A 26,319-nucleotide genomic window follows, 5' to 3' on the forward strand; every position below is an offset into this window, starting at 1 on the left:
TTCCTAATTTTGCCGGAATCAGCGGTTTTTTTGAGTGTTAATGGATGACCTTTGCAAGGCAGATTATTTATGCGCTTATCATCACTACTACTGTTGAGTCTGTTACCTTTTTCCGTCTCCATGGCCTACGCCGACTCCCCAGAAACGGCCAGCGCCAAAGATCAAAACACGTTATTCTTCGGAAAAGACGATCGAACAGAGGTGACCAACGGCGCGGATTGGCCGTGGCAGGCAATTGGACAAATTGAAACGGCGAGCGGCAACTTATGTACCGCAACGCTTATTTCCCCTCACCTGGTTCTGACCGCAGGCCATTGCGTACTGGCTCCTCCAGGAAAAATGGATAAAGCTATTGCTTTACGTTTTATTTCCCACAATCAGAAATGGGCATATCAAACCGGGAAGCTGGAAACCTTAGTTGACCCTAAACTGGGCAAGCGCTTGAAACCGGACGGTGAAGGCTGGATCGTTCCACCTGCTGCGGCGGCCTATGATTTTGCTCTTATTCGGTTAACCAGTTCAAAATCCTTACCCATTAAACCCTTACCTCTTTGGCAAGGCACATCAGCAGAGCTAACGCAGGCACTCAAACAGGCTAAGCGACAGGTAACTCAGGCGGGTTATCCGCTGGATCATCTGGATAGTCTGTACAGTCATGAAAACTGTCTGATTACTGGCTGGGCACAGCAAGGCGTCCTATCCCATCAGTGTGATACTTTGCCCGGCGACAGTGGTTCCCCGCTTTTACTCAAAGGCCCGGAAGGCTGGTCGCTGATTGCAATCCAAAGCTCGGCCCCTGCGGCTAAAGACCGTTATCTGGCGGATAATCGCGCGCTGGCCGTTACGGCTATCAGAGAAAAGCTAAATCTGCTGAGCAAAAAGTCTAAAGATAAGTAAATATTCTTCGCTGAATTGACGAGTGAATAGCCGGCGTGCTCATCAGAGCACGCCTTCTTCCTTCCTTCTCCTGCTAGTCCTGGGCTTCATTTAAATAGCAAAAATAAAGTCATCAACCTTGCTTTGGATTTTCTCTTTTACTCTCTGGCTAATGGCGGCGTAGCTTCTTTCATGCAGTGTTGCTGTCGTCATATAAACATGAATATCGCCAACAATCCCCTGCGTAGAAAATTTCTGGCTAAGTAAATGGCCTTTCACTGTCTCGGCGGTGGTGAAAAACAGGCAAAGCGTGGAAATAACATTCAGATCCGACACAAAATTCACCTGTAGCTTCACTCGGGTGACAGTGCCGGAAAAAGGTTCACGTATAAAATCATCGGAATCTGTTTCAGCGAAAGTTCCAGCGTGATAAACCTCGATTGCCTCCTCAGTGAATGGCTTCTCAAGTAATAATTCCATTCCACTGGCGACGAAACGCCAGGCATCTGGCGGCACCATCTCTTTAAAAAAAATCGCTCATCATGTCTTTGAGCACTAGTTCTGCGCCGATCTTATCGGGTCGATATCTATCAGATTGTACGTCAGAGAACTGCCAGAAGATCGATTCCAATATTTGCACATAGTTCACAAACCAACTTTTGGATGACAAGAATCGCGATGTTTTTTCATCTGCGTTTAATTGCGCTAAGAAGTAGGAGTAAAGCGAGTTTTGTCGGAATAAATTATTCGTTTCAGGATGAAAGACAAATAAACTGCCGTAATCCACATACACGTCCGATTGATAGAAACTCATACACACCTCGCTTGGCATGAATTGAATAGCATTACAGGGGTGTTCTGACGGTCACTCATCTATAAACATAGATGAAAAGCGTTATTAATATAAAAAAATTTTTATATTAATATTCATTGTCCGAATCAACTTCCAACAAACGCTGACCTTCGAATAAATATCTTTACAGCCCTCACAAAGCGGGCGCAACCAATTATAATTAAAGGAAAATTTAAATAAAAACCATGAGCAAAATCAATTATCGCAAAGAATGCACCAGCCTATAATAAGAATAACATTCAAATAATTATTGATATTAAAATTAATGAACTTATAATTCATTCACTATCTTACTCCACAGTAACTATTAAATTAAAACTTAGAGCAACAATTAATATTTATAGTTAAATATTATTTATTAATAATAGTTTTCATAAAGAATCTCATTAATATACGTTTAATTATATTGATAAAAGCAAAGTAATAGATTCTGTATCTTTCCTCACCGTTGTTTCTGAGTCTAACGAGATACCACCGCGCGATCGCCGCGTACAACGGCGGACTGCACGGTGATAGCCGATCAAGACTGGGCGGAAAGTTGCTCGATAGTTTGCAGGATACGTTTATCCGAAACCGGATAAGCGGTACCCAATTGTTGAGCAAACAGACTCACCCGCAACTCCTCGATCATCCAACGCACTTCCTTCACATCATCATCCTGCGCACGTTTCGGCGGCAGTTTATGTAGCCACTGCTGCCAAACCTGCTGCACCTGCTCAACCCGCTGCATTTGAGCGCGATCGCGATGAGGATCCACCGCCAGTTTTTCCAACCTTCGCTCAATCGCATGCAGGTAACGCAGCGTATCTGGCAGGCGTTTCCAGCCGTTGTTTGTGACAAAACCTCGATAAATCAGGCCGGAAAGCTGCGTTTTAATATCAGAAAGCGCCAACGCCTGCGCGATATCAACACGCCCTTTCAAACGTTTGTTGATACTGAATACCGTCGTCAGGATTTGCTCTACCTGCTTGGCAATCTCAACCACGGTATCATTCAGTTCCGCCCGAACACTCTCCTGTAAGCGGCTAAACTCCTCCGCTTTCCATACCGGCCCGCCGTACTGAGCCACCAGTTTGTCTACGCCGCAGGCAATACAATCGTCAATAAGATCCAGTACGTTGCCATAACTGTTGAAATACAGCCCTAATTTGGATTTATTCGGCAGTTTTTCATGTAAGTACTTAATTGGCGACGGAATATTTAGCAAAAGAAGACGCCGTGTGCCCTGCCACATGGCTTGCTGTTGCTGAGTTTCAGTTTCAAATAAACGAATGGCTACGCTGTCTTTTTCATCCACTAACGCCGGATAAGCCTTCACTTCATAACCACCGCGACGCTGTTCATAGCAGGTTGGCAAATCGCCAAAGCTCCAGATATGCAGATCGTTTTGCTCCAAACCATCGTCAGCCACGGCGGACAAGGTTTCCTGCACTTTTTCCTGCAACTGGATTTTAAGCGCAGCCAGATCCTTACCTTCTCGCAGCGGGCGATTTTTATCGTCAACAATACGGAAAGTCATGCGTAAATGGTCAGGCACCTGATCCCACTGCCAGCTCTCACGTGACACCGTCACGCCAGTCATGCGCCGCAACTCCCGCTCCAGCGAATCCAAAAGCCCGGTTTCCAGTGGCGTGGCGCGAGCCAGAAAGGCCTCTGCGTAATTAGGAGCAGGAACAAAATTCCGTCGCACCGGTTTCGGCAGGGATTTAATCAGCGCGATAACCAATTCCCGACGTATCCCCGGAATTTGCCAGTCGAAGCCTTGCTCTTGAATCTGATTCAGAATGGGCAAAGGAATATGTACCGTCACCCCATCGGCATCAGCGCCCGGCTCAAACTGGTAGGAAATACGAAGCTTTAGGCTACCCTGATACCAAAAATTAGGATAATCCAATGGATTAACTTTGTTGGCACCATCCTTAATCAGCATGGTTTTTTCGAAGTTCAGCAGCTCAGGCTGTGCCTGACTCGCTTTCTTCCACCAGCTATCAAAATGGCGCGCTGAGACCACATCACGACCGATACGCTGATCGTAAAAGTTAAACAGTGTGTCATCGTCCACCAGAATATCCCGGCGACGGGACTTGTGTTCTAACTCTTCCACTTCGGCCAACAGTTTCAGATTTTCACGGAAAAAAGCGTGGCGCGTCTGCCAATCACCTTCCACCAGACCGTGGCGGATAAACAGTTCACGGCACAGCGGTGGATCGATTAAGCCATAGTTAATCTTACGCGCCGCGACAATCGGCAGACCAAACAGCGTCACTTTCTCACTGGCCATCACCGCACCCTGAGCTTTCTCCCAGTGTGGTTCGCTATAGTGATGTTTGACCAGATGCTGTGCCAGCGGCTCAATCCATTCCGGTTCGATGCGTGCGGCAATTCGCCCCCACAGGCGACTGGTTTCCACCAGCTCCGCGACCATGACCCATTTCGGCGGTTTCTTGAATAAACCCGAGCCTGGGAAGATAGCAAAACGGGCGTTGCGAGCGCCGGTATACTCTTGTTTATCAGCATCTTTCTGCCCGACATGGGAAAGCAATCCCGTCAACAATGCAGTATGTACGCTGCGATAATCCGAAGGCTCACTATTCACCGGCAGCCCCAACTCTCTCACGACCTGACGCAGCTGGGTATAAATATCCTGCCATTCCCGAACCCGCAGATAATTCAAATAATCGCTGCGGCAAAGTTTACGGAACTGCGCCGATGACAACTCTTTCTGCTGTTCCTTGAGGTAATCCCAAAGATTAACAAAGGCCAGAAAATCTGATTCTTTATCTGCAAAACGGCGATGTTTCTCATCTGACGCTTGCTGCTTATCCATCGGCCGCTCACGCGGATCTTGAATTGACAGCGCGGCGGTAATAATCATGACTTCGCGCACACAGCCGTTTTTCTGGGCTTGTAATACCATGCGAGCTAAGCGCGGATCTACTGGTAACTGAGCCAATTGGCGGCCCAAAGGCGTAAGTTGCTGATGCCCGTTATTTGCAGTTTGGATCGCCCCTAACTCTTCCAGCAAGCGTACGCCGTCCTGAATGTTGCGTTTATCCGGCGCTTCGACGAATGGGAATGCGGCGATATCCCCCAGCCCTAGGGAGGTCATTTGCAGAATAACTGACGCCAGATTGGTGCGCAGAATCTCCGGATCGGTAAATTCGGGACGAGACAGGAAATCCTGCTCCGAATACAAGCGAATACAAATACCGTCGGACACCCGTCCACAGCGCCCTTTACGTTGATTAGCCGAGGCTTGAGAAATCGGCTCAATTGGCAAGCGCTGCACTTTGGTACGGAAACTGTAGCGGCTGATCCGGGCAGTTCCGGGATCGATAACGTATTTAATCCCCGGCACCGTCAATGAAGTTTCCGCGACGTTGGTAGCCAGCACAATGCGCCGCCCGTGGTGGGATTGGAATACCCTATTCTGTTCACTGTTGGACAAACGCGCATACAGCGGCAGCACTTCGGTATGAGGCAGATTCAGCTTAGTGAGCGCGTCGGCGGTATCACGAATTTCCCGTTCCCCGCTCATAAAGATCAGAATATCGCCTGGGCTCTCTCGACCCAGTTCGTCCACCGCATCAAAAATAGCCTGTAGCTGATCCCGCTCCACGTCATCGGCATCATCCACCACGGGGCGATATCGCACTTCCACCGGATAAGTACGGCCGGAAACCTCGATAATAGGTGCGTTGTTGAAATGACGAGAGAAACGCTGCGGATCGATAGTCGCAGAGGTAATGATAACCTTAAGTTCAGGACGTTTCGGTAAGAGTTCACGCAGATAACCCAGAATAAAATCAATGTTCAGACTGCGTTCATGCGCTTCATCAATAATCAGCGTGTCATACTGCATTAACAGTCGATCTTGCTGAATTTCAGCCAGCAAGATGCCGTCGGTCATCAGTTTAACCAGGGTATTCTCACCCACTTGATCGTTAAACCTAACCTTATAACCGACGCAACCGCCGAGAGTAGAATCCAGTTCATCGGCAATACGGTTCGCCACGGTGCGAGCAGCCAAACGCCTCGGCTGAGTATGACCAATCACGCCTTTCACACCGCGTCCCAGTTCCAGACAGATTTTAGGAATCTGCGTGGTTTTACCCGAACCGGTTTCCCCTGCCACGATCACCACTTGATGATCGCGAATAGCATTATAAATATCTGCCTTTTTCTGGCTTACCGGCAGGTTTTCCGGGTAATTAATCGTCGGACACGCGGCTCTACGGCTGGCAACCCGCTGCGCGGCAACGGCAATGTCATTCTCGAGTTTATCGAGAATCGGTTGCAGGTCCTGCGGGTTAGTGATTTTGCGTGCGCCTTGCAGACGACGACGCAGCCGTTGCTGGTCGCGGAGCATCAACTCGCCAAGCTGGGCGGATAATGCGGCGAGAGAAGATTTCACGTTCGGTATTCCTTGTTACATCGGCCTTGGCTCTGGGCGGAGGCATGATTTTCTTAGACTATATTGCGAGACATGGTAACACAATCCGCTTTTCCGCCCTATATTCCGCGGGTTGTAGCCTTCCGCAAATTTTATTCAATAAAATCGAACAAAGAACGCAAAATATTGCGCTATCCCTACTAGAAAAATATGAATACAGTGTATTCCATTGAAAGGGTATCCCCCTTATATCACTGTTACCTATTAAGGAATTCCCATGAGTAAAGTTCTGGTTCTTAAATCAAGCATTCTGGCAACGCACTCACAGTCCAACCAACTGGCCGATTTTTTTGTTGAAGAATGGAAATCTGCTCACGCCGGCGACCAAATTACCGTGCGCGATCTGGCAGCTCAGCCGATTCCTGTTTTAGACGGTGAACTGGTTGGCGCACTTCGTCCTTCTGATGCAGGTCTGACTCCGCGTCAGCAAGAAGCTCTGGCTCTTTCCGACGAGCTGATCGCCGAGTTACAAGGCCATGACGTGATCGTTATTGCCGCTCCAATGTACAACTTCAACATTCCTACTCAGTTGAAGAACTATTTCGATCTGATTGCCCGCGCTGGCGTGACATTCCGTTATACCGAAAAAGGCCCTGAAGGCCTGGTCACGGGCAAACGTGCCATTATCCTGACCAGCCGCGGCGGTATTCATAAAGATACCCCAACCGATCTTATTGTTCCTTACCTGCGTCTGTTCCTGGGTTTCATCGGTATTACCGATGTGGAATTCGTATTCGCCGAAGGTATCGCTTACGGGCCTGAAATCGCAACCAAAGCACAGACAGCAGCCAAAGAAATGTTAGTTCAGGTAGTTACGGCTTAATTCCGCCCTATAGAGGCAGAATTTTGCTAGGCCCTCGTCATACCCATTAGTGTTATATGTCATTGCGCACCGTCGGGTGCGCTTTTTTAGCTCTGGCAGTCTACGGGCGTAATGTTTCCCTCATTGAGTCCGTGTCTAACAACATCATCGTACTTTTACTTTATTCATCAGTCGCCAGCCCATTAACCCATTGCCCTTTTAGCGCTGCTTTTATTGCCTGATGTTTTTCGTGTCCCCCGGCAATAGCAATAACCGTTTTTTGCGGCTTGACGTGCAAAGTGACGCTGGTCAGGTAATTACCTTCTCAACGCTGCATCCACTGGCCGTTAATTCCCCGCACAAATTCCCCCGGCTGAGCACGACTCACCAACTTTTGCCCTGCAAGTTTGGCCACTTCATCGGTTGTTACGTGGTTATTTTTGGCCACTTCCTGATACTTTTCTTCTCTCGCCGCATTAATCTGCGCCACCAGCGCCAGCGTTTCGGCATCTTTCTTTACCGGTGCCAGGTAGCCACTAAGCGTTTCCCCCACTCGTCCCTGCTGCTTGGCCTGATCTAATGTCAGCGCCCAAGCGCCAGGGCTAAACAATAAACTGCTTAATACCAGACTAAGGCCAACCCACCATTTCGTTTGCTTTTTCATGTTGGCTCCTAGAACAGTTCAGATTGATTTTTCAATAAATTCTCTACGTCTTTATCGACTTTGATGCGAATTTCATGCTCTATCTTTACGTTCATATTGATGGTAATCGGTTTCTCTGGCGTCGCAACCTCCAGCCGCACACAACCACTGAGTAGCAGCGTGCCTAAGACGATGATTACCCCATACTGCTTTGCCAACATCTTCATTTGGTTTTCCTCGTCGATATGCCCGACCGCCGCATAACGCTGTAATTAATCACCCTATCTGAAAAGAGCCCTCCGTGAATGGAAAACCTCCCTACACACTGATAGCACCTGCCATAAGCTACTGAATTGATTATAACCGTAACCAAGACGGTTTCTACCGCTAACCGCGGCTAAGCACCGACAACCGAACAAATTTGCGCAGCGCTACGCATAATTTACGGCAAAATCTTCCCCAACGCATAAATAGCTTTATGCTGTCGCCATCAAGGTAGAATTTACGCAATACCAACCACATAATTTGAATATGGAGCAATCAACATGGAACCTCGCATCGCCACGCTTTCCGCCCCCATCACCGTATCTGGCCTACGCATTCGTACCCAGAATAACGATGAATTTAATCAAAAAACCGCCAAAATCACCGGTCTGTGGTCTGAGTTTTTTTCCAAAAATCTGGCGGAATGCACGCCAAACAAGCTCGATAACTCACCGATTTATGGCATTTATACTGCCTATGATGGCGGAGTAACCGGTTATTTTGACGTAATGGCTGGCGTCGCAGTGAAAGAAAAAACAGAGGACGCAGACTCAATTGAGATTCAAGCCGGGTCTTATCTGGTTTTTGAGGCTAATGGGCCAATGCCAGCGGCCATTATTCAGGCGTGGGGCGATGTCTGGGCTTATTTTGAACAGCACCCTGAGGTAAAACGACGTTTTGCTACCGACTATGAAACATATATCGACGCAGAAAGCGCGCAAATTTATATCGGTATACTGCCCTAGTCTGTGGGGGAAAGGAAAGCCCATTGCAAGTGGCTGAAACTTGTAAATTATGTTAAATATCAAACATCTAATAGAGTTAATACATTTTTTAGCGACGAGTGACTAATGAGCTTCCCTGTGATTTCAAGCCTAAGCAGGCGCAGGCAAACACGATGCGGTTAGCGCTTTCACCCTAGTTTTAACGGATGCACACTATTTTGTGGCAACCTTATCATCTGAATCTGACGCCGCAGCAACAGGTGCCGTCGGCATAGAAAGCGTCTGCTCCAACCATTCCTGCAGGTTGTCGCCAAAACGCAGACTGCGCCACAGTTGAAATACGTTTTCCTGATGGGTGTAATTCAACACAATCGCACGCTTCGCGTTTTTCTGAGTATTGACGCCGTGAATTTTAGATTGCAACGTCAACTCACCCAGATTATTCAGACTCACCTTGGCATAGGAGTGAGAAATCTCCAGATAGCGCAGCCAGTCAATCACGGCACCGGTGGCAACGTTGCTTTCGCCAATAGAATCCGCCAGATCCTTTTCCAAACGCAGAGTCAGTAATCCTGCGTTGGCAATCCAGCCGTCGCGTACCAGCCACTGCGGATCGTTTAGAAAGAGCGGCAACTCGCCGTCGACCTTGCCAGACATAGCAAATTGCTTGGGCTTCAAAACGGTAAACAAAGCGCTTAAATCGACCTGTTTTAATTTCAGCACCGCCGCATCGTGCTGTGGTAAACGCAATGCCGACAGGCTTAAATGTCCATCCAGAATATCCATTCCCACGTTACTGAGGGTTAATGGTTTTTTCTCGGTGTACGGATAAGTGCCCTGCAGATCGGCCGTAATATTTTGCATTTCAAACAAATTGGTTAAGGCGGCAATTCGCAGAGTCACCGGTTCTTTAGCTCCAAGCTGCCACTGATGGTCTTTCAGGCGATAAGACATCACAAAATCCAGACCGCTCATTTCGCCGTCCTTGAGCCACATACCGCCCTGTTTGACCACCCAGTGTCCACCGGCGGTAAAACCTTGCTCACGCGCGGCAGAAAATGCGGCTTGCGCATAAAACTCGCCGTCACGCAATTTGATACCGAGATTAGGGGATAGCAAGGGCTGAAATACCTGCAAAGATTGTTTCGGCCACCAGGCTTCCCCTCTCAAACGCTCTCCGTCCCAACGCCCTCGCAAAGGGATTGGCCCAATTTGCTGTGCCGCTAAATCCCCCTGAAACTGGAAATCATCCGGATTAGTGCCCTTAAGGCGCAAATTCATCACCGTTGCAGGAAGATAGCCTCCATCGCTCAACGCCACGCGTTTGGCCGTTAACTGCATATTGCCGTTGAACGCCGCTTGTTCGCCATTGCGCTGCCACATCAGCGGTTCCGTTAACGTCAGTCTCGGTGAGAATACATTGACCATCCCATACTTTATCTGATCAAAACCGGTAGAAAGCTGATCCAAATGAATTAAAGAATCTTGCCAACGCCCTTTCCCGGCAATATCCCAGCGAGCAGCCAGGGGAGGTAAATCGCCTTTGCCCCAATAGCGCCATTGCCAGATACCGCTATCTGGCAAAAAGTTTTGCGCGCTGCCATCCAGATGCAGTTTTACATTACCCCAGTAGCGATCCCGTGCATTCACTATCGCCTGCAAACGGCCGTTAATCCCGGCGGCAGTCATTCGTACTCCCGCCAACGGCCAGCGAGCATCATTCAAGCGTAATTCTGGCGTAATATCACCGTAAGCACGGAGCAACGCACCGGGAGACAATAACAGCGTCGGGTTGAGCACCGAACCGCTCAATATTCCCGGCAAAGTGCCATTCAATATCAGATTGGACAAATTAGCCTGACCGCTAATCTGGAAACGCAGATCGCTGTCGATCAAACTTAAATGACCTGGGCCTAATGTCAGAACCGCGTTGCCCTTGCCATTTTGACCGGAGGTAATTACGTTGATTCGAGCAGTAATCACCGCCTGATCAAACCCTTCACTCCAATCCTGTACCGTCAGATTTACGCCGCCGCTCAACGGCTGCTGAGCATAAGGCCACTGCCAAACGCCTTGATTAATTTGGATATGTCTGGCGGCAACCTGCCAGGGCAGCGTAATCAGCGCTTTATCTCCGCCTCGCTCCGTCAGGGTCAACTCTCCCTGTTGCTGTTGCCAATGTAAAGCCACCAGCAAGGGCTGTTCCATATAAGGCGTTGTGAATTCGCCGGCCAGTTGCCCTCTTGTCGGCAACGCGTCCAATGACAAGGGAATACTTAATGTTCCGCTTAACCGAAGCGGTTGAACGCTTCCGGGAATAGCCAAAACAAACTGCTGTAAATGCAGTTGTTGCTGATTATCCAAAGTGGCGTTAAAACGCAATTTATCACCTTGGTAATCAATAACCTGACCAGCTTTTGCCGTAGTGAATGACAACGCGCCGCCATACTGTTGCCAAGGGGTGACAGAAAGATTATCAATATGCAGGTCGAGAGAAGAAAGGCGACGTTGCCAGTCGGCCAGATTTTGCGACGTTGACTCTGGGTCGTCCGACGTCAACTGACTCAAGCACTCGGTATCCATTGCCAATGTTTTAGTCTGAATTCCCCAACGCCCTTCTTTATAAGAAAGTCGGGTATCACCAAGATCGACTAACGGACAGGTTTTTGCCAGAAAACGCAGACCATCCACATGTAAGGCTCCGTCACGCCAAACCGGCGTATGGGCTAAAATGAGTTGGCTACCGGCTGGCAACCAATGGGCTGCAACTTTCGGTAACCATTGAGGCAAAGTTTTCCATAACGCGACGACTAGAATCACGCTGGCGAACAGTAGCCAACCGATTATTTTTAGGCTTTTAATCATTATTGGCCTTGTTTTATGAACTGTGTTTCCTAAACCGCTGCACTTAGCATAACAAATTTCTGACTGCTGTTATTATGTAGCATAACTAAATCCCTAAGTAATATAGATAATACATCGGGAGCGCCATCACTCCCTTACTCTAACAAATTGTATGATTTATTAAATTCTGATACTTTGATCACAATATTTTGGCGGAGAAATCATGATGAAATTAGCCATTTACAGTACCAAGCAGTATGACCGTAAATATCTTGAGTTGGTAAACCAGAAGTTTGGCTTTGAACTGGAGTTTTTCGATTTTCTGCTTAGCCCGAAAACGGCAAAAACTGCCGTAGGCTGTCAGGCAGTTTGTCTCTTCGTCAACGATGACGGTAGCCGTGAAGTATTAACTGAATTAGCCGATATGGGCGTGAAAATACTGGCGCTGCGTTGCGCTGGTTTCAATAACGTTGATTTAGATGCAGCCAAAGAGCTGGGCATTAAAGTGGTTCGCGTACCAGCCTATTCTCCAGAGGCAGTAGCGGAGCATACAGTAGGCATGATGATGAGCCTGAATCGCCGTATTCACCGTGCTTATCAGCGTACCCGCGATGCCAACTTCTCTCTGGAAGGTTTAATCGGTTTTAATATGCATGGCCGTACCGCCGGGGTGATTGGTACCGGCAAAATCGGCGTAGCCACAATGCGTATTCTGAAAGGTTTCGGCATGAATCTGCTGGCCTACGATCCTTACCCTAGTGATCAGGCCTTGGAGTTAGGTGCAGAATATGTTGATTTGAAAACGTTGTATGCAAAATCTGACGTTATTTCTCTGCACTGCCCGCTAACGCCAGAAAACCATCATCTGTTAAATAAAGATGCCTTTGATCAGATGAAAAATGGCGTCATGATCATCAATACCAGCCGCGGTGCTTTGATTGACTCTACGGCGGCTATTGAAGCGCTGAAGCAGCAGAAAATCGGCTCTCTTGGTATGGATGTGTATGAAAATGAACGAGATTTGTTCTTTGAAGATAAATCCAACGACGTGATTCAGGACGACGTATTCCGCCGTCTGTCTTCATGTCATAACGTACTCTTCACCGGCCATCAGGCGTTCCTGACCGAAGAGGCGTTAACCAGCATTTCCGAAACTACCATGCAAAATATTCAGCAACTCGACCAGGGTTTACCTTGCCCTAACCTATTGAACGCATAATAGGTTGAATGCCATTTCGTTATTTATACAGGGTGTGTTCTGCGCACCCTGTTTTATTTCCAGTTACCTTTGTTTATTGCCCCTGAACTACTCGCCCTCGTCGAATATAAGTATTTCCCTCTGCTTTGTGCTCTTGCCAACGGTGAAATAACTCAAAAAACATTCCCCTTGACCGATTAAGAATGGCTGCAATTCTGATAAGAAAACTCTTGTTATCCCTCACTTTTATCATATAGCGCGGTTAACAAACCCAGGGTTTGGTATCATATACTTAAATTAATCAAGGTATTCGTCTGTACGGACGACGCAATTACCTCATCAGGAGAGAACATGAAAAAAATTATTCCATTGGCTATCGCGGGAATTCTATTAGCGGGTTGCGGTATGAATCAGAGCCAAAATACGGCTAATCAAATTACCGCTGGGGATTTACAGCATCATAATTTCGTGTTGGTGAGCGTCGACGGTCAATCGCCAAAAAATCAGCAAGGCAATATGCCGAGCATTGAGTTCGGTGAAAAAATGCACATTTCTGGCGCAATGTGTAATCGTTTTATGGGACAAGGTGAGTTGAAAGACAGCGTTCTTACTGTTAAGGCTTTGGCTGGCACGCGCATGATGTGCAACGATCCTCAGTTAAACCAATGGGATACCTTGATTGGCGAGGTTCTGGCTAGCGGTGCCAAAGTGACCTTGAATAAAGGCGAGTTAACCCTGAATAACGGCAGCCACACCTTGGTTTATACCAGCCGCGACTGGGTAAGCTAAGCCTGTATTGTGCCTCAGGTAGACTATGGCAATCGAATTTCACTGCCATAGTCTTAATAACCTGTAACTTCAGAACCGTTTTATTAGCTCGCCGGACAGGCTCCGCGCATCAACGCCCACTCTTCGCAGCGCTTTCCGTCAGGTAACTGGCACATTCCGATACTTCCACCATTTAGCTGTTTGGCTAGCGTTAATACTCCCCCCGCATTAGCGCAGTTAACCGATGCCGGATTAGACATATTGACGTGGTGGACGCTGGCGCTGGTTGCCTGCTGTTCAGGAATATAATCGTCATTTGAGTTGCTGCTACAGGCGGCTAAAAATAATACGGCGCCGGCGACCAAACAAGATGATGCTTTCATTGTTACGCTCCAGAGCATAAACAGACTGTCGAAATTACAGAAGATAAGCGCCCGATATCATATCTGAGCCGTTCCATCAGCGTCGAGTGACTTTATCAATATTTGTTATAATTTGAACTCAGTATATACGGTACATATCAGAACAATTAAATGTAGTTGTTATTTACATAACCAGCTTGGAAAATAAACGCGGCCTATTGAGATAATTATTATCGTGTTTGACATGCGTAGTCTCATCGCACAAAAAATATAACGGGAAAAATCATGATTACAGACTTATTGCTACGAATAGCCTTGGCGGGCGCACTAGGTGGATTAATTGGCATCGAGCGTCAATTACGTTCTAAAGAAGCAGGCTTGCGTACTCATATTCTGGTGGGCATTGGTAGCGCCATGTTTATGATCGTTTCTAAATACGGTTTTGATGATTTGCTGGCTCTGGGGCACGTCAGCTTTGACCCTAGCCGCGTGGCGGCACAGGTGGTTAGTGGCATGGGCTTCCTCGGCGCCGGTACAATTATGATTCAGAAACAGATGGTAAAAGGGCTCACCACCGCCGCCGGTATGTGGGTGACGGCCGCTATTGGCCTGGTCATTGGGAGTGGATTATACGAAATCGGTATTTACGGCACGTTGATGACGCTGGTGGTTCTGGAAGTGTTCCGTCAATTGAGCAACCGTTTGATGGGACATCATCATTATGTGCTGATACGGTTACTGCCTGAATCGGTGCCGACGGTCTTAGTTTCTTTGCAGAAAATGCGTATTCGCCCTATTAATCTTTCCGTCACTCAGCGAGATAGAAACAGCGAAAATGCAGACTGTGAATTAACCATGGAAGTGACATTGTCACCAAAAAGAAGTGCCGACAAAATATATCAGCAATTGCTGACTATCGAGGGTGTCCATACGCTAGATATTCGTTGATGCCCTTTCCCCCGTACGGTATTTCCTTTGTTCAATAAATAAAGGAAGTAAAACTGTGCGGGGGAATCAAAACAATTAATGCATTGTGGTTTTAGACAGCAAATTAATCACCAACACTCCGGAAATAATCAACGTCATCCCCAAAATCGCCGCCCAATCCAGCTTTTGCTGATACATAAAAGTCGCGGCAACCGAGACCAGAACAATCCCCAACCCAGACCAGATAGCATAGGCGATGCCTAATGGCATAGTTTTAACGACCTGAGAAAGTCCCCAAAAAGCAATACCATAGCCAATAACGACAAAAATAGACGGCACCAAACGAGTAAAACCTTCTGAAGCCTTTAATAAAGTAGTTGCGATAACTTCCGCCACAATGGCCATCATCAAATACAAAAATCCAGTCATAATCTTTTTCTCATTTCAATATCAGCATTTGAGAGTAAAGTATGCCATTCTCAAATCAATGCCGGTTAAATACACAGTGGAATTAACCGTAATTTTACATGTATTGGCCACGTCAGGTTGATTTTTCTGCGACATTCACATGGCTGTAATAAATAGTTTTCTAATTGTAATAATTATTTTCTGCGATAACTTAATCCCGAGCCTCCCCCACAGAAATATGCCTGTCAGCGTCATTCTATTATTTTTTTCCTTTTTTTACCTACACACAAACACGATAAGAGGCAAAAAATCTCTCTGCTAGACTTTCCTTATAACAGAAGTCAGGGACAGACAGTTATCTCCCCGGTCTCAGCATGACGAGCAATGTAAAGGTACAATTAATGATCACAACTGACGGTAACAGTGCCGTAGCCTCAGTGGCTTACCGCGCCAGTGAAGTTATTGCTATTTATCCTATCACGCCAAGCTCCACAATGGCTGAACAGGCAGACGCCTGGTCTGGCGATGGTAAAGTTAATATCTGGGGCGATATACCCAGAGTCGTTGAAATGCAGTCGGAAGGCGGGGCCATTGCCACGGTTCACGGCGCATTACAAACCGGAGCGCTGTCCACCTCATTCACCTCATCCCAGGGTTTACTGTTAATGATTCCGACCCTGTATAAGTTGGCCGGTGAATTAACTCCATTCGTTTTACACGTTGCCGCTCGCACCGTTGCAACCCATGCGCTGTCAATTTTTGGCGATCATTCTGACGTTATGGCCGTTCGCCAGACCGGTTGCGCGATGCTGTGCGCCAGTAACGTGCAGGAAGCACAAGATTTTGCACTGATTTCTCAAATGGCGACTCTGAATAGTCGCATTCCATTTATTCATTTCTTTGATGGTTTCCGTACCTCCCACGAAATCAACAAAATTGTTTCTCTCAGTGACGATACTTTACGCCAACTATTGCCGCAAAAAGGCATAGATGAGCACCGCAGCCGGGCGCTATCACCGGATCATCCTGTCGTGCGTGGCACCTCCGCTAATCCGGATACCTATTTCCAGTCACGAGAAGCCACCAACCCTTGGTACAACGCAACCTATCAACATGTTGCCGAAGCTATGGAAGCTTTTGCCGCCGCAACCGGTCGGGAATATAAACCATTTGAATACTACGGCCACCCGCAGGCGGATCGCGTTATCATTCTAATGGGTTCAGCCAGTGGTACCTGCGAGGAAGTCATAGACACGCTGTTGACGCGCGGAGAGAAAGTCGGCGTTCTGAAAGTTAGATTATTCCGCCCTTTCTCTGCCTCACATTTACTGAATGTGCTGCCTGGCTCAGCCAGTAAAATAGCCGTTCTGGATCGAACTAAAGAACCTGGCGCATTAGCCGAACCACTGTATCTGGATGTTATGACCGCGTTGGCGGAGGCCTACAGTCGCGGTGAACGCCCGACTTTACCCAAAGTTATTGGCGGACGTTATGGCCTATCTTCAAAAGAATTCGGCCCCGATTGCGCGTTAGCTATTTTCAAGGAATTAGCGCTGGATATGCCGCGCCCCCGCTTTACCGTGGGTATTTTTGACGATGTGACCGGCCTGTCTCTACCATTAACCACGGAAACCATTCCCCAGCGCGCCACGCTTGAAGCGTTGTTCTACGGTTTGGGCAGTGACGGTTCGGTTTCCGCCACGAAAAATAACATCAAAATCATTGGCAATAGCACTTCTATGTACGCTCAGGGCTATTTTGTCTATGACTCCAAAAAAGCAGGCGGTCTGACGGTTTCCCACCTGCGCGTTAGCCCCACACCCATCAATTCAGCCTATCTGGTCAGCCAAGCGGACTTTGTCGGCTGCCACCAGCTCCAGTTTATCGATCTCTATCAAATGGCCGAGCGCTTGAAGCCGGGAGGTATTTTCCTGTTGAATACCCCGTTTAGCGCCGACGATATGTGGCAGCGCTTGCCGCAGGAAGTTCAGGCCGTGCTGCACCAGCGCAACGCTCGTTTTTACGTGATTAATGCAGCGAAAATTGCCCGCGAATGCAAATTGGGCGCGCGCATCAATACCGTGATGCAAATGGCCTTTTTCCATTTAACCCAGATCCTGCCAACCGATATGGCGATGCAGCAATTACGGGATGCCATTGAGCGCAGTTATAGTAGCAAAGGAACTGAAATCGTTGAACGCAACTGGCAGGCGCTGGATGCCACCCTCGATGCGTTAATAGAAATCCCACTGGAACCTATCGATTCCAGTAGCCCAATGCGCCCACCGATTGTCTCCGATCAGGCACCTGACTTCGTTAAAACTGTCACTGCCACCATGCTGGCTGGTTTAGGCGATGCCCTACCTGTTTCTGCCTTTCCGCCGGATGGCACCTGGCCTGTAGGTACCACCCAATGGGAAAAACGCAATATTGCGGAAAACATTCCTCTCTGGCGGCCCGATCTCTGTACCCAGTGTAACCACTGTGTGGCAGCCTGCCCTCATTCGGCTATCCGAGCTAAAGTGGTTCAGCCTGAGGCGATGGCCGGAGCACCAGACAGTCTGCAATCCCTTGATGTAAAAGCTCGGGATATGCGTGGTCAAAAATATGTACTGCAAGTCGCCCCGGAAGACTGTACCGGCTGTAATTTATGTTATGAGGTTTGCCCCGCCAAAGATCGCCAGAATCCTGAGGTTAAAGCGATCAATATGGAGCCACGTCTAGCTCATCTGGCCGAAGAAAAATCGCACTATGATTTTTTCCTCAATCTGCCAGAGATCGATAAAACTCAAATGGAACGTATAGATATCCGCACTTCACAGTTGATTTCTCCGCTGTTTGAGTACTCCGGAGCCTGTTCTGGCTGCGGCGAAACACCATATATCAAGCTATTAACCCAGCTGTACGGTGACAGACTGCTGATTGCCAACGCCACCGGTTGTTCGTCCATTTACGGTGGCAACCTACCTACCACGCCTTACACCACCAACGCCGACGGACGCGGGCCTGCCTGGGCCAACTCGCTGTTTGAAGATAACGCCGAGTTTGGTTTGGGTTTCCGCCTGACGGTTGATCAACACCGGCAGCGGGTATTGCGCCTGCTAAACACTCTGGCTCCGCAGTTGCCGCCAGAGTTGGTTGACCAGTTGCTCAGTGAAGCTACGCCGGAAGTACGTCGCCTGCAAGTTAACCAATTACGCACGTTATTGGCGAATATCGACGGTAATGACGCCATACAGTTAGCCACCGATGCAGACTATCTGGTCGATAAATCCATCTGGCTGATAGGAGGCGATGGTTGGGCCTACGACATTGGTTTCGGTGGCCTGGATCACGTACTCAGCCTGACAGAGAACGTCAATGTGCTGGTGCTGGATACCCAATGTTACTCCAATACCGGTGGCCAGCAGTCTAAAGCCACCCCGCTAGGCGCAGTCACCAAATTTGGTGAGCACGGTAAGCGTAAGGCACGTAAAGATTTGGGCGTCAGTATGATGATGTACGGTCATGTTTATGTCGCGCAAATCTCGTTGGGAGCCCAGCTCAACCAAACGGTAAAAGCCATTCAGGAAGCCGAGGCCTATCCAGGGCCATCGCTGATCATCGCCTACAGCCCTTGCGAGGAGCACGGCTACGATCTGGCCTACAGCCACGACCAAATGAAACAGCTGACAGCCACCGGATTCTGGCCACTTTATCGCTTCGATCCGCGCCGAGCCGACGAGGGAAAAGCCGCTTTGGCACTGGATTCTCGCCCTCCGAGCAGCGATCTCACCGCCACCTTGCTGAAAGAGCAGCGTTTCCGCCGCCTCAATACGCAGGAACCTGAGGTGGCCGCCCAGCTATACGCCAGCGCCGAGAAAGATCTGAAGAAACGCTATGATTTCCTCAGCCTGCTCGCTGGTAAGGCTGAAAAAGCGCCTACGGAGTAATCCGGCCCACTGAGGTTAATTCATTAAGCCAGTCGAACCAAGATTGACTGGCTTTTTTATTGGCTTTTGCGAGATGTTTCGCATTAGCGAAAGCAATGATGTTTATTTCAACACATCAATAACATCTATCTATCAATAGACTTGATAAACTCGTTTTAAATCAATCATACTTACGGTTCTTTTGATTCTAACTAAAGCACTATCATCCGTTTCATGTTTACATTTACGACTGACAACTTGAATCACTAAAAGGGAATAAACGTGGATTTTGAGACATATAAGAACAATGTTATACACCACGAAGTTGGGCACTGGTTTGTAGCTAATAAATTAAAACTAAATCCGGGAAATATAGAAATAGAGATAAAAAAATGCCACTCTGGATTTTCGCATTCTGCTACATCGCACATTGATTTAGCGCCCTCATTAAAGAACCTGGCTGATGTCAAAACATATTTAATTAACCGGATTTGCGTGTTATACGCAGGCACAGCATTTCAGTCTGAACAAGAAGATAGATCCGCAGATCAAATATTAGAATGTGAAGGTAAAGATGATTATTCAAAACTCAATGAGTTATGTTTCGTTCTCAGAGGCCTAAACCATCCTGACAATACCCAAAAGTGCCATGAGTTAGACCAACGTAATGAGATAGCCATAGAGTGCTGGGGCAAAGTGATGAAAATACGATCTCATTATCATAAAGAAATACTTAACCTTACTGACTATATTTCAAATAAAGTCAAAGAAACCGATAAGAAATATACGTTCACTTGCAAAGAAATAAAGCAAAAGATCAACCGCTAGTATTTTGAATGACATTGGACTGACTAGAACGATGAATCACACGTTGGCATTCGGCTTCGCAAGCCTTACCGTACGCGCCACACCTATACATATGGTGGTTATTTTGTAGCGCAAACCGGCTTTGACGACTGCACAAATGGGGCATGATAACGCTCGACGGCTTCCCGAGAATCCGTTGTATCTGCTCAACGCAAATGAATAGTGATCAAATTGGTTTATAGAATGATAAACTCGCACTATAGAAGCTATGTATCACCATGCCCCAACTGAATACGAGTTATGATTAAATGTTAGAAAAACAAGAAATTAACAAAAAAGAACAGTACAACCTGAATAAATTGCAGAAAAGACTACGCCGCAATGTGGGTCAGGCTATTGCCGATTTTAATATGATTGAGGAAGGCGACCGCATTATGGTCTGCCTGTCTGGCGGCAAAGACAGCTACACCATGCTGGATATTTTGCAGAACCTGCAAAAAAGCGCGCCAATTAATTTCACGCTGATTGCGGTTAATCTGGATCAAAAACAGCCTGGATTCCCCGAACATATTCTGCCAGCCTATCTGGAAAAATTGGGTGTGGAATACAAGATCGTTGAAGAAAACACCTACGGGATTGTGAAAGATATTATTCCGGAAGGTAAAACCACCTGTTCACTGTGCTCTCGTTTACGACGCGGCATTCTTTACCGCACGGCGACAGAGCTGGGAGCAACGAAGATTGCGCTGGGTCACCATCGTGATGACATTCTGCAAACGCTATTCCTCAACATGTTCTACGGCGGCAAGCTGAAAGGTATGCCACCAAAATTGATGAGTGATGACGGAAAGCATGTGGTTATCCGCCCACTGGCCTACTGCCGTGAGAAAGATATCGAACGTTTTGCTGAAGCGCGTGAATTCCCGATCATTCCGTGCAACCTTTGCGGTTCACAACCAAACCTACAGCGTCAGGTCATCCGCGATATGCTGCGTGATTGGGATAAACAGTATCCGGGCCGTATCGAAACGATGTTTAGTGCCACGCAAAATGTAGTGCCTTCACATTTAAACGACGGTTCGCTGTTTGACTTTAAAAGTATTACCCACGGCAGCGAAGTGATTAATGGCGGCGATTTGGCTTTCGATCGTGAAGAATTACCGATGCAGCCGGTAGGCTGGCAGCCAGAAGAAGATGAAGAAAACGGGAAACCGATGATTGAGCGTCTTAACGTGGTAGAAATTAAGTAAAAAGCCACTAGTTAATGAATACGAATGCTCGGATTCACCGTAATCCGGGCATTTTTTATGCCTGTCGTTTTTGCGCATAAAAAAATGCCGGTGTCTATTCAACGCCGGCATCGTAACAATCAATGTGCTATGCAGTACTACAAAATTAAAAATCTTACAAATATGGAGCACAACGCCCATCGCTTGACGTTGCATTCACCTGCGAGATAGATAATGCCTGAGCCTGGTAACTCAAATGTTGATATTGCTCAATATTGAAGGGATTAGCATGTTTATTACCACCTTTTTCAACTATCGCTATCTTGCTGAGTTATAACCATTTACTGCGTTTTAACCACCAGGCAACAGCAAGCACCAAAGCAACTAACATCATGCAGAAAGCAGCAAAACCGAATCGAGCTTCATTACCGGGAATACCGCCGAGGTTGACGCCAAACAGCCCGGTTAAAAAGGTTGTCGGCAGAAAAACCATGGCCAACAGCGACATGGTATACGTTCGGCGGTTCATCGCATCTGCCATTAACGAACTGATTTCATCTGCCAGCACTGCGGTACGAGCAATACTAGAATCTAAATCTTCCAATCCTCGTCCTAACCTTTCGGAAATCTCCTGCATTCTGCGCCGATCGTCATCATTCATCCACGGTAGCCGCTCGCTGGCCAGACGCGAGAACACATCACGCTGTGGAGCCATATAGCGCCGTAAAACAATCAGTTGCTTGCGTAATAGCGCCATTTGCCCGCGCGCGGGAACCTGCTGCTCTAACAAATCATCTTCCAGATCGATGATTTTATCGTGTAAATCTTCGATAAATTCATTGGTGTGATCGGTCAACCCATCGGCTATCTCTACCAACCATCTACCGCTATCCGTTGGGCCAGTGCCACTTTGTAGATCGTTAAGAACATCATCTATAGAGTAAATCCGTCGATGTCGGGTAGAAACAATAAGTTTATCCGTCATATAAACGCGGATAGTCACCAGCTGATCCGGGCGGGCATCGGCGTTAAAATTGATGCCACGCAAAGTGATCATCGTTCCGTCGCCCAGCCGCGTCACTTTTGGCCGCATACTGTCGCCGGACAAACCATCTCGCACCACTTCCGGTAGCAAGGGCGTATTGCGTAGCCAATCGATACTGTCCTGACGGGTATAGTCCAAATGCAGCCAACACGGATGTTGAGCCGTTGCTACGGCGTCTGGGGCTATGGGCGTTACGCCACCTTTACCATCGAGTTGATACGCGTAAACCGCGTCCGAAACCTGAAGTGCTTTTCCTTCGACCTCATCCACAACCCTATTCTCCTCAATCACCGACCTTCAGCATAGGAATGATTCAGTCTAGCCTTAACTTCTTGAAGTTTAAAGCCGACAAGGCACGGATAAGCCAGAATTGGCTAAGCATTAGAGGGGAATGAATCGGTTTGGCGGAGTTGTTAGGATAAAAAATCCCCGTAACCAGATTACAGGGATTTTATGATACTGAATAAACTAACGATGGATATTCACTGCAAAACGCAGATCAATGTTTAATGATGTACATCGTTTGACTGTAGGCTACATCTTCCGGATTGGTAATCGGATAACCTTTTACCCAAGGCTTAATTAAGCGGCCATTGGTATATTGATAAATAGGTGCAATCGGCGCCTGCTCGGCGAGAATCTGCTCGGCTTTGTTATAATCAGCATTCAGCGCTTTGGCATTAGTTTGTTTGCTGGTATCCGCCATCAGTTTATCGTAATCCGCATTATTGAATTTGGCTATATTCCCGCTGTGACTGGATGTTAATAACGACAGGAAGGTTGACGGCTCATTATAATCCCCAACCCAGGATGCACGCACCACGTCAAAATTGCCGGTATTGCGGCTATCTATATAAGTTTTCCATTCCTGGTTAACCAGCTTGACATCCACGCCCAGTTTTTTCTTCCACATTGAGGCGACCGCAATCGCCAGTTTTTGGTGGTTTTCCGAAGTGTTATACAACAGCGAAAGTTTTAACGGATTATTCGGGCCATAGCCCGCCGCATTCATCAACGCTTTCGCCTGCGCATCTAATTCAGCCTGACTGTGCTGCTGTAAGAAATTATCCGTCGGCTTATATCCAGCCGTCACGTCTGGGGTAAAGTGATAAGCTGGCTTCTCTCCGGTACCTAATACTTTTTCCGCAATAATTTTACGATCGATCGCGTAAGACAGCGCTTTACGCACACGAACATCGTTGGTTGGCGCCCGCTGAGTATTAAACGCGTAATAATACGTCCCGAGCTGATCCGGAGTATAAACCTGCCCAGGAATATCTTTTAACAGCTTCTGGTACATGTTTTTCGGGAAGGACTCAGTGATATCGATATCACCGGCCTGATAACGTTTAGTCGCGTTGGATTCCTGATTAATCGGAATAAACGTCACTTTGGTCAGCACCGTATGGGCGTGATCCCAATAATTTTCATTGGGTACCAGCACCAGTTTTTCATTTACCACGCGGTCTTGTAATTTAAAAGCACCGTTACCGACCAAATTACCCACTTTAGTCCAGTTATTGCCATATTTCTCAACCGTTGCTTTATGAACTGGGAACATACTGAAATTTGCCATCAGGCTTACAAAATAAGGCACTGGCTTACTCAGTTGAACTTTAAGCGTGTAATTATCCACTGCGCTAACGCCCAATTGATCCGCCGGTAATTTACCGGCAATAATCTGTTCCGCGTTATTTAAACCAGCTAATTGCGCAAACCAGGCAAAAGGCGACAGATTTTTGGGATCGACCAAACGCTGCCAGCTATACACAAAATCATTAGCAGTCACCGGATCGCCATTGGACCAGCGCGCGTCTTTACGCAGCGTAAATAGCCAGATTTGATTATCTGAAGTTTGCCATTTCTCCGCTACGCCCGGAATAACTTTGCCGTTGGCATCCTGATTCACCAGCCCTTCAAACAAATCTCGCGCGACCTGCGCTTCCGGCAAACCAACCGCTTTTATCGGATCCAAAGAAGCAGGCTCATCCTTAATATGGCGAACAATCTCTTGTTTATCAGCTAATTGTGTACCCGGCGGCACCTCAGCGGCATAGGCCGAGCCGAGGGATGCCCCGACCACAGCGGCACATAATGCATAACGAAAATATTGCATAATTGATGACCTTATCGTTGTTAATCCATGCCATAAATGAGCCACATTCCACTGGCTCTGACTTGTCATTCTCCCGTCAGCGAAAATTCTTGATGCTGCCAGGCCGGGTACTCAACTAATAAATCTAACCTATCATTATTTTCAAATCTATTACTTATTAGATATCAATAGCTAATAGTGCGGTTTATGCCAAATAATCACCGAATACGGCGGCGTTTGTATCGGAAGAAGTTAAGTGATAATTTCATGACTGCCGAACCAAGACATCTAAAGAGAACCCCATGACACAGCTTCGTCCCCGCCCACTTCGCGGCCATTTACCACCACTAGGAAAGCTCTACGGCAGTTCGTTTTTAGGTGCCCCGCTGCTTTACTTCCCCGCTCAAACGCCGGCGGCAGATACCGGGCTGATTATCGCCGGTACCCACGGTGACGAAACGGCCGCGGTCATTACGCTATCCTGCGCGTTACGCAGCATTTCTACCGAACAACTGCGCCACCATGTGATTCTGGCGGTCAATCCAGACGGCTGTCAGCTCGGTTTACGCGCCAACGCCAACGGGGTCGATCTCAACCGGAATTTTCCAGCTAAAAACTGGCAATCCGGCGAGACGGTTTACCGCTGGAACAGTGCGGCCACCGAACGGGACGTTTTATTATCAACAGGAAGCGAGGCGGGTTCAGAATTGGAAACCAAAGCGCTATGTCAGATTATTGGAGAACTGGCTCCAGCGTGGGTCGTTTCCTTCCACGAGCCTTTGGCCTGCATTGAAGATCCTGATAGTTCACCGCTAGGTCATTGGTTGTCAGAACAATTTGATCTGCCACTCTTAACCAACGTGGGTTATGCCACGCCAGGGTCATTCGGCAGTTGGTGTGCAGATATTTCCCTGCCTTGTATCACCGCTGAGTTTCCCCCGATTTCAGCCGACGCCGCCAGCGAGAGCTATCTGGCAGCGATGATTGCCCTTCTCACCAGACCCTAGCCTTGGGATTAACTGGCCAACTGATTAATCGCGCCACAGGAGAAATTCAATCCTTCCGCGACGTCGCTGGCCAACCAGGTTGGGCCATCTAAATCGATAAACCGAGCTACGGGTGCCAAAGGTAACGCGGCGCGAATAGCCCGCGAGGTGCATAGCATACAGCCCAGCATCATTTCAAAACCCAGGGCTTTTGCCTGCTCGGCCAGCAGTAAAGCCTCGGTTAAACCACCGCTTTTATCCAGTTTGATATTGACCATTTCATAGCGTCCAACCAATCCCTGCAAATCTTCACGCGTATGACAACTTTCATCGGCGCAAATAGGCAGCGGATGAATAAAATGCTGCAAAGTCTCGTCTTTATCCGCAGGTAATGGCTGTTCCAGCATGGCAACACCGAGGTCTGCCAATAATTGACAACGCGCGGCCAAGCCTTCTGGTTGCCAGGATTCATTGGCATCAACAATTAATATAGCCTCCGGCACTGCGGCACGAATGGCCACTAACCGCTCCGCAATCAGATGATCGTCCAGTTTGATTTTTAACAGCTTTGCGCCCTGCTGTGACAGCAAACGCGCGTTGTAAGCCATGGACTCCGGCGTACCGATACTGACGGTTTGCGCCATTGAGATAGCATCGAGAGCCTGGGTATGACTCAATTGCCACAAGTTTTTTCGAGTCAGCCCGCATTCCAGTTGCCATAAAGCCGAATCAACGGCGTTACGCGCCGCACCCGCCGGCAATAATTGCTGTAACGCATCGCGGGAAATGCCGTATTCGATCGCATCGGCAACCAATGCCAACTGCGCCATCACGGAAGATTCACTTTCCCCATAACGTGGGTAGGGAGTACATTCACCTACGCCTCGAATGCCATTTTGCTCTATTTCGACCACCACAACCTTGGCTTCAGTACGGCTTCCACGCGAAATAACGAACGCGGTGTGTAACGGCCAGGATTCTGGGTAAAAACGCATCGTTCTCATAATGGCTCCCAAGCTATGTGATCGCTGAACCTAAGGAATAGCAGGCTAACTCATCAATATATACAATTGTTTAGAGAATTTCTTATATGCAATTGCCTATTGTTACCTTAAACTGAAAT

General features: G+C 47.7%; 20 protein-coding genes and 1 pseudogene. 10 read left to right on the forward strand and 11 right to left on the reverse strand.

The genetic code is table 11. The features are described from left to right. The first annotated feature begins 69 nt into the window (after positions 1–69). A complete protein-coding gene (locus tag PL78_RS05555; RefSeq protein WP_064513848.1) occupies positions 70–897 on the forward strand; it encodes a trypsin-like serine peptidase in 828 nt (275 codons plus the stop codon). A gap of 90 nt (positions 898–987) precedes the next feature. On the opposite strand, the gene PL78_RS05560 is transcribed toward PL78_RS05555, so the two are convergent. Next, entirely contained in the window at positions 988–1,395 is a 408-nt protein-coding gene (locus tag PL78_RS05560; RefSeq protein ID WP_064513849.1) for a hypothetical protein, read from the reverse strand. A gap of 854 nt (positions 1,396–2,249) precedes the next feature. Then, a complete protein-coding gene (gene hrpA, locus PL78_RS05570) occupies positions 2,250–6,143 on the reverse strand; it encodes an ATP-dependent RNA helicase HrpA (RefSeq protein WP_071889755.1) in 3,894 nt (1,297 codons plus the stop codon). A gap of 256 nt (positions 6,144–6,399) precedes the next feature. Between hrpA and azoR the strand changes: the two genes are divergently transcribed. Continuing rightward, complete coding sequence (gene azoR / locus PL78_RS05575) at positions 6,400–7,005, forward strand: FMN-dependent NADH-azoreductase (protein WP_064513853.1); 606 nt, start codon at positions 6,400–6,402, stop codon at positions 7,003–7,005. A gap of 160 nt (positions 7,006–7,165) precedes the next feature. On the opposite strand, the pseudogene PL78_RS19490 reads toward azoR, so the two are convergent. From PL78_RS19490 to PL78_RS05585, 3 genes and pseudogenes are all read right to left on the reverse strand, one after another. After that, positions 7,166–7,297, reverse strand: a pseudogene (locus tag PL78_RS19490) (sugar-binding domain-containing protein); the annotation flags it as partial. A gap of 12 nt (positions 7,298–7,309) precedes the next feature. Next, positions 7,310–7,648, reverse strand: a complete 339-nt coding sequence (locus PL78_RS05580) for a YdbL family probable chaperone protein (protein ID WP_064513855.1) — start codon at positions 7,646–7,648, stop codon at positions 7,310–7,312. Between the two features lie 8 nt (positions 7,649–7,656). Further along, complete coding sequence (locus PL78_RS05585; protein ID WP_120805595.1) at positions 7,657–7,848, reverse strand: YnbE family lipoprotein; 192 nt, start codon at positions 7,846–7,848, stop codon at positions 7,657–7,659. A 324-nt stretch (positions 7,849–8,172) separates the two neighbouring features. On the opposite strand from PL78_RS05585, the gene PL78_RS05590 reads away from it, so the two are divergent. Continuing rightward, a complete protein-coding gene (locus PL78_RS05590) occupies positions 8,173–8,637 on the forward strand; it encodes a GyrI-like domain-containing protein (RefSeq protein WP_064513859.1) in 465 nt (154 codons plus the stop codon). A 192-nt stretch (positions 8,638–8,829) separates the two neighbouring features. On the opposite strand, the gene PL78_RS05595 is transcribed toward PL78_RS05590, so the two are convergent. Continuing rightward, positions 8,830–11,481, reverse strand: coding sequence for a YdbH family protein (locus PL78_RS05595; protein ID WP_064513861.1), 2,652 nt, complete (start codon positions 11,479–11,481; stop codon positions 8,830–8,832). Between the two features lie 205 nt (positions 11,482–11,686). Here PL78_RS05595 and PL78_RS05600 point away from each other — a divergent pair, with 205 nt between their 5' ends. Together PL78_RS05600 and hslJ are read left to right on the forward strand one after the other, a co-directional pair. Beyond that, positions 11,687–12,679, forward strand: a complete 993-nt coding sequence (locus tag PL78_RS05600) for a 2-hydroxyacid dehydrogenase (protein ID WP_064518272.1) — start codon at positions 11,687–11,689, stop codon at positions 12,677–12,679. A gap of 330 nt (positions 12,680–13,009) precedes the next feature. Further along, a complete protein-coding gene (gene hslJ, locus PL78_RS05605; RefSeq protein WP_064513863.1) occupies positions 13,010–13,447 on the forward strand; it encodes a heat shock protein HslJ in 438 nt (145 codons plus the stop codon). 83 nt (positions 13,448–13,530) lie between these two features. Here the strand turns inward: hslJ and PL78_RS05610 are convergent, their stop codons facing one another. Further along, a complete protein-coding gene (locus tag PL78_RS05610) occupies positions 13,531–13,809 on the reverse strand; it encodes a putative hemolysin (protein WP_064513865.1) in 279 nt (92 codons plus the stop codon). A gap of 264 nt (positions 13,810–14,073) precedes the next feature. On the opposite strand from PL78_RS05610, the gene PL78_RS05615 reads away from it, so the two are divergent. Then, positions 14,074–14,736 carry an MgtC/SapB family protein gene (locus tag PL78_RS05615; RefSeq protein ID WP_064513867.1) on the forward strand — a complete coding sequence of 221 codons (663 nt, stop codon included), beginning with the start codon at positions 14,074–14,076 and terminating at the stop codon, positions 14,734–14,736. Between the two features lie 75 nt (positions 14,737–14,811). Here PL78_RS05615 and PL78_RS05620 read toward each other — a convergent pair whose 3' ends face one another. Beyond that, positions 14,812–15,144, reverse strand: coding sequence for a DMT family transporter (locus PL78_RS05620; RefSeq protein WP_064513869.1), 333 nt, complete (start codon positions 15,142–15,144; stop codon positions 14,812–14,814). Positions 15,145–15,524: 380 nt separating this feature from the next. On the opposite strand from PL78_RS05620, the gene nifJ reads away from it, so the two are divergent. The 3 genes from nifJ (at position 15,525) to ttcA (ending at position 21,091) form a co-directional block, all read left to right on the forward strand. Beyond that, a complete protein-coding gene (nifJ, locus tag PL78_RS05625) occupies positions 15,525–19,055 on the forward strand; it encodes a pyruvate:ferredoxin (flavodoxin) oxidoreductase (protein ID WP_064513870.1) in 3,531 nt (1,176 codons plus the stop codon). A gap of 261 nt (positions 19,056–19,316) precedes the next feature. Then, complete coding sequence (locus tag PL78_RS05630) at positions 19,317–19,862, forward strand: hypothetical protein (RefSeq protein WP_064513873.1); 546 nt, start codon at positions 19,317–19,319, stop codon at positions 19,860–19,862. Positions 19,863–20,149: 287 nt separating this feature from the next. Continuing rightward, positions 20,150–21,091 (forward strand): tRNA 2-thiocytidine(32) synthetase TtcA, encoded by a 942-nt coding sequence (ttcA, locus tag PL78_RS05635; RefSeq protein WP_064513875.1) that lies wholly within the window; start codon positions 20,150–20,152, stop codon positions 21,089–21,091. Positions 21,092–21,401: 310 nt separating this feature from the next. Here ttcA and zntB read toward each other — a convergent pair whose 3' ends face one another. Continuing rightward, the gene (gene zntB, locus PL78_RS05640; RefSeq protein WP_064513876.1) at positions 21,402–22,385 is read right to left on the reverse strand and encodes a zinc transporter ZntB; all 984 of its coding nucleotides are present in this window, start codon (positions 22,383–22,385) and stop codon (positions 21,402–21,404) included. Positions 22,386–22,614: 229 nt separating this feature from the next. Continuing rightward, positions 22,615–24,231 (reverse strand): peptide ABC transporter substrate-binding protein, encoded by a 1,617-nt coding sequence (locus PL78_RS05645; RefSeq protein ID WP_064513878.1) that lies wholly within the window; start codon positions 24,229–24,231, stop codon positions 22,615–22,617. Between the two features lie 281 nt (positions 24,232–24,512). On the opposite strand from PL78_RS05645, the gene mpaA reads away from it, so the two are divergent. After that, entirely contained in the window at positions 24,513–25,217 is a 705-nt protein-coding gene (gene mpaA / locus PL78_RS05650; RefSeq protein ID WP_064513880.1) for a murein tripeptide amidase MpaA, read from the forward strand. 8 nt (positions 25,218–25,225) lie between these two features. On the opposite strand, the gene ycjG is transcribed toward mpaA, so the two are convergent. After that, positions 25,226–26,200, reverse strand: coding sequence for an L-Ala-D/L-Glu epimerase (ycjG, locus tag PL78_RS05655; RefSeq protein ID WP_064513882.1), 975 nt, complete (start codon positions 26,198–26,200; stop codon positions 25,226–25,228). Positions 26,201–26,319: the final 119 nt, after the last annotated feature.

Source organism: Yersinia entomophaga (genome assembly GCF_001656035.1).
In the GTDB taxonomy this organism is placed as follows: Bacteria; Pseudomonadota; Gammaproteobacteria; order Enterobacterales; family Enterobacteriaceae; genus Yersinia; species Yersinia entomophaga.